This is a genomic window from Streptomyces camelliae, assembly GCF_027625935.1.
Classification (GTDB): domain Bacteria; phylum Actinomycetota; class Actinomycetes; order Streptomycetales; family Streptomycetaceae; genus Streptomyces; species Streptomyces camelliae.
Genome location: NZ_CP115300.1, coordinates 9,160,317 through 9,172,917 on the forward strand (window position 1 = coordinate 9,160,317; position 12,601 = coordinate 9,172,917).

Below are 12,601 nucleotides of genomic sequence, written 5' to 3' on the forward strand. Positions count from 1 at the left end.
AGTTCGTAGATGTCAGCCCGCGGCGGTCACCCGGGAGTTCGGCAACAGCGCGGCAGCCTGCTGGGCGGCGCTGCCCTCCTCGGGCCTGAGCGCGTAGGCTCCTTTCTTGTCGAAGCCGAGCGGGTTGACGCAGTCGACCACGATCTTGCCGGCGAGTTCATCGCGGAGTGTGGTCAGTAGCTCGGCATGCCCCTTCCAGGGAGTGGCGACGATCACCAGATCGCTCTCCCGCGCGGTCGTGGCGTTGTCAGCGCCGCGGACGTCATCGCCGATGGCTGCTGCGGTGGAGGCGGCCCGTGCGGCGTTCCGTGACCCGATGACGACCTGCTGGCCCGCGCCGGTGAGCCGGTAGGCGAGGCCACGCCCCTGTGGGCCGGTTCCGCCGAGGATGCCGACGACCAGGCCGGACACATCGGGAAGGCGATGGGGATCGTTTCGAGTGGCCGCGGCGGGAGTGGAGGGACGGGTACCGGCGGCTTCGTCGAAAGTCGTCATGCTGTGGTTCTCGGCTCGTTCGGTTCGTTCTTCCGCGGCCCGGTGCCGTTCGTCGTCAGCGGGCCGCTCGGGCCGCGATGCGGGACATCGGCCGGCGCCGTCAGGCGGTCAGGGACTGAACGCGACGGATCACCTCGCGGCAGAAGGCGCCCACTCCGTTCGGGTCGTCGGTGAACTGCGAGGGCTTGATGCAGAAGGTGGTGAAGCCCTGGGCCATCTGCTCGGGGATGGGTTCGAGGGCCTGGGCGAGGTCGGCGCAGGAGTCGTCGTCGGGGAACACGGCGCGGGTGCTGCCGATCATCTCCAGGTCGGCGATGTCGCGGCCCGCCGCGGCCATCGCGGCCTTCAGCGTCTGTATCTCCTCGGACGTCACCTTGCCCAGCGGGTTGAAGGCATGGCCGTACTGGACGATCCTGCGGACCATCGCGTCGTGCATGCCCGCGCCGCCGAAGCAGAGCCGGGGGCCGTCCGGGTGGTAGGCCTTGGGCTCGAAGTAGACGTCCCGGAAGGTGTAGTACTCGCTCTCGTGGGACACGGGGGAGGGGCCCCACAGCTTCGCCCAGATCTCCAGGTGCTCGTCGAGGAGCTTGCCGCGCCGGGAGAACGGGACACCGAGTGCCGCGTACTCGTCCCGGCTCCAGCTGACGTTGGGCAGCACCATCAGACGGCCCTCGGAGAGAAGGTCGAGGGTGCCGAGCTCGCGGGCCAGGAGCAGGGGGTGCCGCAGGGGGGCGATGACCGCCGACGCGGCGAGGCGCAGGCGCTCGGTGACGGCGGCGATCGCGCTGAGCAGCATGAGGGAGTTGGGCCATGGGGTGTGGGGGTCCTGGTTGCCCGGCAGGGCGTAGTCGCGGGGGTTGCCCATCACCCCGCCTGCTCCGGCGTCCGGGCCGAGCACGATGTGTTCGCTGATCATGACGGAGTCGAATCCGGCGTCCTCCGCCTCGCGGGCCCAGCGGACCACGGTCGGCAGGTCCGCGCGGCCTGCGGTCATGGTCCAGTTCTCGCTCAGGACGAGCTGCATGCGGGGAGTGGTCATCGTGGCGATCCTCAAGGCGGGCGTGTTTGAGGGCAGAAGTGAGGGGCGGCCGCTCGTTCTGGCCGGGGCGCCCGGGGCGGCCGCAGCCGTCTGGACGGCTGCGGCCGGCGGTCAGGCGAGGGTGACCTCGACCGGCAGCTTCTTGATGCCGTTGACGAAGTTGGAGCGGACGCGGGGGACATCGCCGGCGAGCTTGATGTCGGCGATGCGCGGGATGAGCTCCTCGAACATGATGCGGATCTCGGTGCGGGCGAGCAGGTTGCCCAGGCACAGGTGGGGGCTGCCCTTGCCGAAGGTGACGTGGTCGTTGTTCTGCCGGGTGACGTCGAAGTCGTAGGGGTTGCCGAAGACCTGCTCGTCGCGGTTGCCGGAGGCGTACCACATGACGACCTTGTCGCCTTCCTTGATGTGCTTGCCGCCGAGTTCGACGTCGCGGGTGGCGGTGCGGCGGAAGTGGTAGACGGGGGAGGCCCAGCGCAGGAACTCCTCGACCGCCGTGGGGATCAGCAACGGGTCGTCCTTCAGCTTCGCCAGCTGCTCGGGGTGCTGGAGCAGGGCCAGCATGGAGTGGGAGATGGTGTGGCGGGTCGTCTCGTTGCCCGCCACCACCAGGAGCAGGAAGTAGTTGTCGAAGTCCTGGGCCGAGAGCGGGACGCCGTCGCGCGGCGTGGTGTTGACCAGCTTCGAGACCAGGTCCGTACCGTCGCCGCCGCGCCGCTGCCGCGCCAGCTCCCTGCCGTACTCGAAGACTTCGATCGACGCGGGGGAACGGAACGGCAGGTCGCGGTACTTCTCGCTCTCCGCGCTGTGCAGGAGAACGTCCGCGTAGTCGGGGTCGGTGTTGCCGATGATGCGGTTGCCCCAGTCGATGAGCTGCTGGTTGTCCTCCGGCGGGACGTCGAGGAGCCGGGCCAAGACGTTGATGGGGAAGTCGGCGGAGACGTCGGCGACGAAGTCGAAGGTGCCCTTGGCGAGGGCCGCATCCAGCGTCTTTGCGGTCAGGCCGCGCAGGAAGTCGCTGTAGCTGTTGATGACGCTCGCGCCGAACTGCCGCTGGATCACGCTGCGCAGGGCGCGGTGGCGGACGCCGTCCATCTCCAGGATGGAGGCGCGCTTCTTGATCTGGTCGTCGTCGAGTTCTTCGAGGTTGACGAACCTCGTGGAGGTGAAGGTCTCCGGGTCGCGGTCGACGGTGGCGATGTCGGCGTGGCGGGTCACCGCCCAGAAGCCGGAGTTGGGGGTCTCTTCGGGCTGCCAGTGGACCGGGTCCTGGTGGCGCAGGGTGTGGAACATGCGCCACGGGGTGATGCCGTCGGCGAAGTTGTCGAGGTCGGCGAGGTCCACCCGGTCGAGCGGCAGGGGCTCGTCGAGGGCTGCGCGCAGCTCGGCCCGGGTGGTGGGGACGGCGGGAACGGTGGGGCTGGTCATGGGGCGGTTCCTTCGGGCGAGGGTTTCGGGGCGGGCTTACAGGTGGTAGGCGTACTCGGTGAACTCCCAGTCGGTGACGTGCCGCCCGAAGCGTTCGAGCTCGTCCCGCTTGTAGGTGAGGAAGGACGTGGTGAAGTCCTTGCCGAGCAGGTCGGTCAGGGCGGTGTCAGACTCCAGCGCGTCGAGCGCGGCCGACAGACTCTGGGGCAGCAGGGCGGCACGGGAGGTGTCGTAGCCGTAGCCCTGAAGCGGGGCGGGCGGTTCCTCGCCGGCCTGGACGCCGAGCAGCGCGGCGGCGATCGTGCCGGCGATCAGCAGGTACGGGTTGGCGCTTGCGTCGCCCAGCCGCAGCTCCAGCCGCGCCCCGCCACCGCGCTCCGGCGGGATGCGGACCATGGCGCTGCGGTTGTCGAGCCCCCAGTCGATCAGCCAGGGGGCGAGGGTGTCCGGGCCGAAGCGCTTGTAGGAGTTCACGGTCGGGTTGGCCAGGGCTGCGAGCGCGGGCGCGTGGGCGAGAATGCCCGCGATGGCGTGCCGGGCCGTGGCGGACAGGCCGTAGGAGTCCGCCGGGTCGTCGAAGGCGTTGTGGCCATCGGCGTCGTTGCAGGAGAGGTGGAGGTGGAAGCCGGAGCCGCCCGCGTCGCCGAAGGGCTTGGCCATGAAGGTGGCGAGGTTGCCCTCCTTGCGGGCCAGTTCCTTGACGGCGGCCTTGAAGCGGAAGGCGCGGTCGGCGGCGTCGAGGGCGGCGGAGTGGGTGAGGTTGATCTCGTACTGACCGCCGTCGAACTCGTGGTTGCCGGTGACGACACCGAGCCCCAGGTCGCGCAGCGCGCGCAGGGTGCGCAGCAGGTGGTTGTCGGGGTCGGCGCGCAGGCCCGCGGTGTAGACGGCGCCGGTGGTCTGCGGTGAGCGGCGCCAGCCGGTGGGCGAGCCGGGGGCGGGTTCCAGCAGGAAGTACTCCAGCTCGGGGCCGACGACGGGGCGCAGTCCCTGCTCGGCGCAGCGGGCCAGGACGGTGCGCAGCAGGTCGCGGGGGGACTCGGGCGCCGGGGCACCGGTCGCCGGGTCGGTGACCTCGCCCAGGCAGGCGGCGACCCCCGGCTCCCAGGGCAGGACGGCCAGGGTGGACAGGTCGGGGCGTACGGTCACGTCCGGCAGACCGGCGTCCAGACCGCCGGCGACCGCGACGACGTCGCCCTGCGGTGTGGTGTGGTAGACGGCGCGGCAGAAGGCCAGGCCGTGCTCGCAGGCCGACGGCAGATGGTCCAGCAGCACCTCGCGGGCGCGGTCCGTGCCGATCAGGTCGGGGTAGACCACCCGGACCACGTCGACGCCCGCGGCGGCGAGCCGCTCCATGTGCCGGCGGATGTCTGGGGTGTCGGATGCGCTCACCGGTGTCTCCTTGGCGGAAGGAAGGGACTCCCCGTGCCGGGGGCACTGGGGAGGGGGTGCGGAGGGAGGCCGGGGCGGGGGAGAAGCGCGCCCCGGACTAATCATTTGATCCCGAACGATATGAAGGGGGTTGCCACCCCGCAAGGGGCTGGTAGAAAAAAGTTATCCATCTGGACAGGTATTGACCAGGGTCGAGCGGCTTCCTATCTTGTTTGAAGCCAAACGAGTAAGGGATGCGGCATCCGCTGGATTTCGCCCCCTTTGGCCGACGGGCCCGGCTGAACCCGGGCCGGGCTCGTCTCTTCCTCCCCCTCTTCCTTGCTCCGACGCCTCACCCCTCAGGAGGACCGCCATGAAGGTCGTCGTCGACATGAACAAGTGCCAGGACCACGGCCAGTGCGTCTTCGCCGCCCCCGACGTCTTCTCGATGGACGACGACGGACACCTGGTGTACGTGTCCGACCCCGATGACGCGCTGCGCGACGAGGTCGAAGAAGCCGCCGACGTGTGTCCGTTGCAGGCCATCCGGATCGAGGGATGACCGCCATGACCGCACCCACGACCGGACGTGTCGTCGTCGCCGGCGCCTCCATGGGCGGCCTGCGCGCCGCCGAACAACTGCGCGCCGCGGGCTGGACCGGGACGATCACCGTCATCGGCGACGAGCCCCACATGCCCTACAACCGCCCCCCGCTGTCCAAGGAGGTGCTGGCCGGCAAGGCACCCTTCGAGTCGCTCGCCTTCACGCCGAAGGCAGCCGCCGCCGACGTGGAGTGGCGGCTGGGCACGAGGGTCGTCGCGGCCGACCTCGACCGGCGCGTCGTCGAACTCGACGACGGCGCGGCGATCTCGTACGACGGACTGGTCGTCGCCACCGGCATGCGGCCCCGGCGCCTGCGCTGCCCCGGACCGCTCACCGGCCGCCACACCGTCCGCACCCTGGCCGACGCCCAGGGCCTGCGCGACGAGCTGACCCGCCCTGGTGCCCGCGTGGTCGTGGTCGGCGCCGGCTTCATCGGCTGCGAGGTCGCCGCCACCGCCGTGGGCCTCGGCGTCCGCGAGGTGACCGTCGTCGATCCGTTCCCCCTGCCCATGGTCGGCCCGCTCGGCGAACTGCTGGGTCGCGCGCTGCTGAAGCGGCACGAGGAGCGCGGGGTGCGCTTCGCGCTGGGCACCGGAGTGTCCGGTTTCGAGGGCGAGGACCGGGTCACCAGGGTCGTGCTGAGCGACGGCACTGTGCTGCCCGCCGATGTGGTCGTGGAGTCGGTCGGCTCCGTGGCCAACGTCGAGTGGCTGGAGGGCAACGGCCTCGACCTCAGTGACGGCGTCCTCACCTGCGAGCAGCTGCGGGTCGGGGGACGGCCGGAGGTCGTCGCGGTCGGTGACGTCGCCCGCTTCCCCAACGCCCGCTACGACGGCGTACCCCGGCGTGTCGAGCACTGGTCGATCCCCACCGACACGGCCAAGCACGCCGCGAAGGCCCTCGTCGCCCATCTCACCGGTACGGACGCGGAGTTGGCGCCCTTCGCCCCGCTGCAGACGTTCTGGAGCGACCAGCACGACTTCCGGCTGCAGTCCTTCGGCGCGCCCGTCCTGGGCAAGGACGACGTACGGGTCCTGGACGGCGACCCCGACGGTGACGTGCTGGTCGGATATCACACCGGTGGCCGGCTCGTCGGCGTCGTCGCGCTCGGCGGTCAGGCCGCCGCGATGGGCGCCGCCCGCTATCGCGCCCAGTTGCTCAAGCAGCCCGCCCTCACCGCGTAAGGAATCCCTTCATGTCCACTGTCCGTGGTTACTTCCACCCCAAGACAGCGAGCGGTGCCTCCTCGCTGATCCCGTCCCCGCCGTGGCGCTACTCCGGCGACCTGCTGACCGTCGAGTACCGCACGGATCCCGCGCGGGTGCGTGAACTGCTTCCCGAGCCGCTGGAGTTGGCGGACGAGGACCCGGGCGCCGTGGCGCTGATCTGGGCCGATTGGCAGTCCTGCTCGGGTTCTGGTCAGGAGCTGTTGGACCCGGTACTGGCCCAGTACAAGGAGGCGTTCGCGGTCGTGCGCTGCAAGTACCGGGGGCAGACCTACACCCGCTGCGTGTACATCTGGGTCGACAAGGACTTCGCGATTGCGCGCGGGCTGCACCAGGGCTATCCGAAGAAGCTCGGCTCGATCCACCAGACCCGCCCGCACCCCTACGGGCCCGCACCGCGCATCGAGGCCGGCGCCCGCTTCGGGGCGACCCTCGCCGCCGCCGACCGGCGCCTCGCCCAGGCCGTGGTCACCCTGCGTGAGCCGTCGGAGACCAACGGTTTCGTCAACGCCCACCCCATGGCCCACCACCGCTGGCTGCCCTCCATCGAGAAGGGCAAGGGCCTGGCGCTCGACGAGCTGATCGAGTCCGGCGCCGCCTCCTTCGAGGGCGGGCAGCCGTGGCGCGGTGACGCCGAGCTGGAGCTGTTCGAGGCGCCCACCGAGGAACTGGCACGCCTGGAGATCCGCGAACCGATCGCCGCCTACTACCGGCAGGTCGGCGTCGTCTGGGACGGCGGCCGGCTGCTGGAGTCCGGCACGTCCGGCGCCGAGTAACCCCGTACGCACCACAGGACTTGGAGACCGGACATGACCGAGCACACCCTCACGGTGGCCGGGGTCGCCGTCGACACCCGGCACTGGATCGGCGGCGAGCGCGTCGCCTCCACCGAAACGTTCACCGATGTCTCGCCGATCGACGGCAGCCTTCTGGGGGAGATCTCCCGGGGGACCGCGATGGAGGCTGCGGCCGCGGTGGCCGCGGCGAAGGCCGCCTTCCCCGCCTGGGCCGCCACCCCCCGCGCCGAACGGGCCCGTATCCTGCACGCCGTCGCCGACGGCGTCGAGAAGCGGCTGGAAGAGCTCGCCATCGTCGAGACCTGCGACAACGGCGCCCTGCTCCGCTCCCACCGCCGGGGCGTCATGCCCCGCGTCGCCCACAACTTCCGCTTCTTCGCGGACTGGCTGCTGAAGCTGGAGCACGAGGACTTCGAGACGCGCGGGCACACCAACCACGTCAGCTGGGACCCGGCGGGCCCCTGCGTTCTGATCACCCCCTGGAACGCCCCCCTGATGCTGGCCACGTGGAAGGTCGCCCCGGCTCTCGCGGCCGGCAACACGGTCATCCTCAAGCCCGCCGAGTGGACCCCGCTGACCGCCTCCCTGCTGGCCGACATCGCCGCCGAGGCCGGGTTGCCGGCCGGGGTGCTGAACGTCGTGCAGGGGTACGGCTCGGAGATCGGTGACGCCCTGACCTCGCACCCTGACGTGCGGCGGATCAGCTTCACCGGTTCGGTGCCGACGGCGAAGCGGATCTCGGCCTCGGCTGCCGCGAACCTGACCCCGCTCAGTCTCGAACTCGGCGGCAAGTCCCCCCTGTTGGTGTTCGCCGACGCCGACCTGGACCTCGCAGTCGACCTGGCGGTGGAGCAGTACGACAACGCCGGGCAGGTGTGCCTGGCCGCAACGCGCTTCCTGGTCCAGGAGTCGGTCGCCGAGGAGTTCACCCGCCGCTTCGTCGAGAAGGCCGGGCAGCTCACCCAGGGCGACCCGCGTGACGAGGCCACCGACATCGGGCCGAACATCCACCCGCGCCAGCTGGAGAAGATCGACGGGTTCGTGCAGCGGGCAATCGCGGCCGGGGCCCGCGCGGTCATCGGCGGCCACCGCAAGGACGGCCAGTACTACGCGCCGACCCTCCTCACCGACGTCGCCCAGGACTCGGAGATCGTGCAGGAGGAGGTCTTCGGCCCGGTCCTGACACTGCAGACCTTCGCCACCGAGGACGAGGCCGTCCGCCTCGCCAACGACACCCGCTTCGGGCTGGCCGCCACGCTCGCCACCGGTGACCCGGAGCGCGCCGAACGCGTCACCGCCCAGCTGGTCGCAGGCACGGTCTGGACCAACTGCTTCTTCGTCCGCGACCTGCAGGCGCCCTTCGGTGGCTCCCGCCACTCCGGAGTCGGCCGCGAGGGCGGCACCTGGAGCTTCGACTTCTACTGCGACGTGAAGAACACCGTGACCGCGCCGAACGGGTGGAGGAACCATGGGTGAGATCGTCGGGGCGGGCCTGCTCGCCCACGTCCCCACCATCGTGCTTCCGCAGGAGACCCGGCTGGAGCTCAACGAGGGCAAGGAGATCACCCTCGTCACCGGCCTGCACCAGCTGCGTAAGGACGTCTTCGAGCGCGACGACTACGACACCGTCGTCGTCCTGGACTCCCACTGGGCGACGACGGTCGAGTTCGTCGTCACCGCCCAGCAGCGGCGTGCGGGGCTGTTCACCTCCGAGGAGCTGCCGCGCGGCATGTGCCGGATGCCGTACGACTTCCCGGGCGACCCCGAACTCGCCCACAACATCGAGAAGTTCGCGGACAAGCACGGCACCTGGATCACCGCGATCGACGACGAGTACCTGCCGATCTACTACGCCACCATCAACCTCTGGAAGTTCCTCGGGGAGGGGCTGCCCGACAAGCGATGGGTGACCATCGGGGTGTGCCAGACCGGCGACATGGAGGACCACCTGCGCCTCGGCCGGGCGCTGGCCGACGGCATCGCCGCCACCCCGGGCCGCCGGGTCCTGCTCATCGCCTCCGGTGCGCTGTCACACACCTTCTGGCCGCTGCGCGAGCTGCGCGACCACGAGTCGAGCGACCCGGTGCACATCTTCACGCCCGAGGCACGCGAGGCCGACCAGGAGCGGATCGCCTGGTTCAAGGAGGGCCGCCACGACAAGGTCCTCGACACCATGGACGCCTTCTGGAAGTACAAGCCGGAGGCGAAGTTCTTCCACTACCTGATGATGGCCGGCGCCCTCGGCGAACAGGCGTGCGTCGCCAAGGGCCGCCAGTACGGCGAGTACGAGAACTCCATCGGCACCGGTCAGGTCCACCTCTGGTTCGACCGCCCGGCCGACGGCTGGACCGGCGCCGGCCTGCCCTCCCCGCGCACCCCTCACAGCCGTATCTAGAAAGGCCCGCCATGCCCGAATACCGCCGCATCCTGCTGGACGGCGCCGCCGTCCGGGTCACCGTCGACGGCGACGAACTGGTCGCCGGGGACGGCCGCCGCGTCAAGACCGACGAGGCCCAGCACCTGCCGCCGGTCGTGCCGTCCAAAGTGATCGCCGTCCACCTCAACCACCGCAGCCGCGTCGACGAGTTCCGGATCGACCTGCCCGACACTCCCACGTACTTCCACAAGCCGACCTCCTCCCTCAACTCCCACAAGGGCGCCGTCGTCCGCCCCGAGGGCTGCAAGTGGCTCAACTACGAGGGCGAGGTCGCCATCGTCATCGGCAAGACCGCGCGGAACATCTCCCCGGCCGAGGCGGGGGAGTACATCGCCGGTTACACGATCGCCAACGACTACGGCCTGCACGACTTCCGCGACACCGACGCCGGGTCCATGCTCCGCGTCAAAGGCTCCGACACCCTCTGCCCCCTCGGCCCCGGTCTCGTCACCGACTGGGACTTCCACGGCAAGAGCCTGCGCACCTACGTCAACGGTGAGGTGGTGCAGGACGGTTCGACCGACGAGATGAAGTGGGACATGCACTACCTCGTCGCCGACATCGCCCGCACCATCACCCTCTACCCCGGTGACGTCCTGCTCTCCGGCACCCCCGCCAACTCCCGGCCCGTCCAGCCGGGGGATGTGGTCGAGGTGGAGGTGGAGGGGCTCGGCAGGCTGACGAACCACATCGTGACCGGCCCGACCCCGGTCCGTACCGACGTCGGCGCCCAGCCCACCGAGTCCGAGGAGGTCCTGTCAACCGCGCTCGGCGGCGACTGGGAGTTCCGCGGCATCCGCCCGCCCAGGCGCTGACGGACGCCCATGAGACGGCGCCGCACCGGACCTGCCGACCGAGGCGTCCGGTGCGGCCGCCCGCCCAGGTAAGGTCGCCCCCATGACCGAGTCCACCGACGCCCCCAAGAGCCGGCCCTCACGCAAGCGCCTGCACTACGGCGAGGGCCGCGAAGCCCTGCTGAACGCCGCCGTCCGTGTGGTGGCGCGGGGAGGCCTGCGCAGGCTCACCTACCGGGCCGTCGCGGAGGAGGCCGGGGTCACGCACGGCCTCGTGGTGCACCACTTCGGTTCGCGCGACGCGCTGATCGAGGAGACCCTCGCCCACACCATCCGAACCTCGCTGAACACCAGCGCGCTCGAACCGGGCACCGGCAGGGTCGCGGACTTCTCGGCGGGGCTGTCGGAGATGGTCACGGCGGATCCGGACGTCCAGGCGTTCCAGTACGAGCTGCTGCTCGAATCGCGCCGCCGCCCGGAGCTGCTGCCCCAGATCCGCGCGTTGTACGACGAGTACTTCGACGCCACCCAGCGCGAACTGACCCGCATGCTGCCCGGCGGCGCGGACAAGGCACTGACCCGGCTGGTCTTCGCCGCGCTCGACGGCCTCGTACTGCACCAGCTCGTCCTCGGTGAGCCCGAGGTCACGGATGCCGCACTGGAAGAGCTGCGCTCCTTGCTGCGGTTCCTCGACGCCAACGGTGACGCTGCTGGCGACCGTACCGCCGAGGACGGCTGAAAACCCCTCTGACCTGCTTGTTCCAAGGCTCCGGACGTTCCGCGTCCGGAGCCTTTCGCCGTTCGGCGCCATGATCTCGTTTGATTCCGTACGAGTAAAGAGTTGGTTACGGCCGCCGGAAACATTGACGCAGCTTTCCAGATGGATAATTCTCGCCTGCATGGCAGGGACCCGTCCGCGGCCGCCATGCATCCCTAGGAGATCCCCATGACCATCGAGGCTCCCGCAGCCGAGCTGCTTCCGTTCCGCGACCCCGGCTACCGGGCGGACCCCGCTCCGTACTACGCCCGGCTCCGTGCGGAGGCGCCCGTCTACCGGCATCCGATCGGCGTGTACGTGGTGTCCCGTTACGAGGACGTCGCGAAGCTGATCCGCAACCCCACCCTCAGCGTCCGCAAGCTCGATTTCGGCGTGGCCGACCCGCTGCACGACACGGTGCTCGGCCAGGACGCCCCCGACCACACCCGGCTGCGCCGCATCACCAACCGCTGGTTCACGCCCAAGGCGGTCGAGGAGTGGTCCAAGGTGATGCAGGCGTCCGTGGACGCCGTACTCGACAAGGCGGTCGAGGCGGGCGGCACGCTCGACGCGGTGGACGACCTCGCCCTGCGCTCCACCTTCGAAACCATCTGTCACATCTTCGGCGTCGAGCCCACGAAGATGCTGGAGATCCAGAAGGCCACCTACGACATCGGCGTCAGCCTCGGGCCCGGGTCCGACGAAGACGACTGGCGGGTCACCGGCGAGGCCTTCGAATGGTACGAGCAGCACAACCGCGCACTCATCGACCACAAGCGCGCCCACCCCGGCAGCGGACTGATCGACCACTTCCTCGCCGAGCAGGACGCGGGGAACATGACCGAGAACGAGGTCATCTTCTCGATCCTGCTCTTCTTCGCCGTCGGTCACCTGGACATCAAGCACCTCATCGTGCAGGGCATCCGGCACATGGCCGAACACCCCGAGTACATCGGGATCTACCGCGACCAGCCGGACATCCGGCCCGGCTTCATCAACGAGGTGCTGCGCATCGAGACCCCCGAGCAGATGGTCTCCCGCCTCACCACCCAGGAAACGGTCATCGGCGACACGACCGTGCCCGCCGGCGAGGTCCTCGTCCTGCTCATCGGCTCCGCCAACCGCGACCCGGAAGCCTTCCCCGACCCGGACCGCTTCGACCACAACCGTCCGGCCGCCGCGAGCCAGCACCTGGCCTTCGGCTCCGGCCAGCACGGCTGCGCGGGACAGGTGCTCGCCCGCGCACAGGCCGACGTCGTCTTCACCACGCTGGTCAACCGCTTCAGCACGATCGAACTCGCCGGTGAGCCGACCTTCACCCACACCGAGTTCCTGCGCAGCATCGCCCACCTGCCGATCCGGCTGCGCTGACCGCACGCCGGCCGTTCCTCCCCCAGCACACAGCACAGCACCACACTCAGGAGCCACCATGCGCGTCGAAGTCGACCTCAAGAAGTGCCAGGACCACGGCCAGTGCGTCTACGCCGCCCCCGGCCTCTTCGCCCTCGACGAGCAGGGGCGCCTGTCCCTGCGGAACGAGGCCACCGAACTGTACGCGGCGGAGGTGGACGCGGCGAACGCCGACGAGGTGCACGAGGCTGCGGAAGTCTGCCCACTGCAGGCCATCACGGTCCACGAGTAGCCGGGTTACGG

General features: G+C 70.1%; 12 protein-coding genes and 1 pseudogene. 9 read left to right on the plus strand and 4 right to left on the minus strand.

All coding sequences use genetic code 11. The features are described 5' to 3' along the window. Nucleotides 1-18: 18 nt before the first annotated feature. From O1G22_RS42185 to O1G22_RS42200, 4 genes and pseudogenes are all read right to left on the minus strand, one after another. Nucleotides 19-495 (minus strand): annotated as a pseudogene (locus O1G22_RS42185) (NAD(P)-binding domain-containing protein); the annotation flags it as partial. A gap of 100 nt (nt 496-595) precedes the next feature. Continuing rightward, nucleotides 596-1,534 (minus strand): TIGR03619 family F420-dependent LLM class oxidoreductase, encoded by a 939-nt coding sequence (locus O1G22_RS42190; protein ID WP_270086144.1) that lies wholly within the window; start codon nt 1,532-1,534, stop codon nt 596-598. 111 nt (nt 1,535-1,645) lie between these two features. Further along, nucleotides 1,646-2,962 (minus strand): cytochrome P450, encoded by a 1,317-nt coding sequence (locus tag O1G22_RS42195; protein WP_270086145.1) that lies wholly within the window; start codon nt 2,960-2,962, stop codon nt 1,646-1,648. Between the two features lie 36 nt (nt 2,963-2,998). Continuing rightward, nucleotides 2,999-4,354 carry a glutamine synthetase family protein gene (locus tag O1G22_RS42200; RefSeq protein WP_270086146.1) on the minus strand — a complete coding sequence of 452 codons (1,356 nt, stop codon included), beginning with the start codon at nt 4,352-4,354 and terminating at the stop codon, nt 2,999-3,001. A 352-nt stretch (nt 4,355-4,706) separates the two neighbouring features. On the opposite strand from O1G22_RS42200, the gene O1G22_RS42205 reads away from it, so the two are divergent. The 9 genes from O1G22_RS42205 to O1G22_RS42245 all read left to right on the plus strand — a co-directional run bounded on the left by O1G22_RS42205 (nt 4,707) and on the right by O1G22_RS42245 (nt 12,590). Beyond that, entirely contained in the window at nt 4,707-4,895 is a 189-nt protein-coding gene (locus tag O1G22_RS42205) for a ferredoxin (RefSeq protein ID WP_067252810.1), read from the plus strand. A 5-nt stretch (nt 4,896-4,900) separates the two neighbouring features. Further along, complete coding sequence (locus O1G22_RS42210) at nt 4,901-6,121, plus strand: NAD(P)/FAD-dependent oxidoreductase (RefSeq protein WP_428986464.1); 1,221 nt, start codon at nt 4,901-4,903, stop codon at nt 6,119-6,121. An 11-nt stretch (nt 6,122-6,132) separates the two neighbouring features. Beyond that, complete coding sequence (locus O1G22_RS42215; protein WP_270086148.1) at nt 6,133-6,939, plus strand: acetoacetate decarboxylase family protein; 807 nt, start codon at nt 6,133-6,135, stop codon at nt 6,937-6,939. 33 nt (nt 6,940-6,972) lie between these two features. Then, nucleotides 6,973-8,436, plus strand: coding sequence for an aldehyde dehydrogenase (locus tag O1G22_RS42220; RefSeq protein ID WP_270086149.1), 1,464 nt, complete (start codon nt 6,973-6,975; stop codon nt 8,434-8,436). Next, nucleotides 8,429-9,355: a 3,4-dihydroxyphenylacetate 2,3-dioxygenase gene (locus O1G22_RS42225; RefSeq protein WP_270086150.1), complete on the plus strand. Its 927-nt coding sequence runs from the start codon at nt 8,429-8,431 to the stop codon at nt 9,353-9,355. The genes O1G22_RS42220 and O1G22_RS42225 overlap by 8 nt, the downstream gene beginning before the upstream one ends. 11 nt (nt 9,356-9,366) lie before the next feature. Then, nucleotides 9,367-10,212: a fumarylacetoacetate hydrolase family protein gene (locus O1G22_RS42230; protein ID WP_270086151.1), complete on the plus strand. Its 846-nt coding sequence runs from the start codon at nt 9,367-9,369 to the stop codon at nt 10,210-10,212. A gap of 82 nt (nt 10,213-10,294) precedes the next feature. Continuing rightward, a complete protein-coding gene (locus O1G22_RS42235; protein WP_270086152.1) occupies nt 10,295-10,930 on the plus strand; it encodes a TetR/AcrR family transcriptional regulator in 636 nt (211 codons plus the stop codon). A 207-nt stretch (nt 10,931-11,137) separates the two neighbouring features. After that, nucleotides 11,138-12,319: a cytochrome P450 gene (locus O1G22_RS42240; protein WP_270086153.1), complete on the plus strand. Its 1,182-nt coding sequence runs from the start codon at nt 11,138-11,140 to the stop codon at nt 12,317-12,319. Nucleotides 12,320-12,377: 58 nt separating this feature from the next. Then, nucleotides 12,378-12,590 (plus strand): ferredoxin, encoded by a 213-nt coding sequence (locus tag O1G22_RS42245; RefSeq protein ID WP_270086154.1) that lies wholly within the window; start codon nt 12,378-12,380, stop codon nt 12,588-12,590. Nucleotides 12,591-12,601 lie beyond the last annotated feature (11 nt).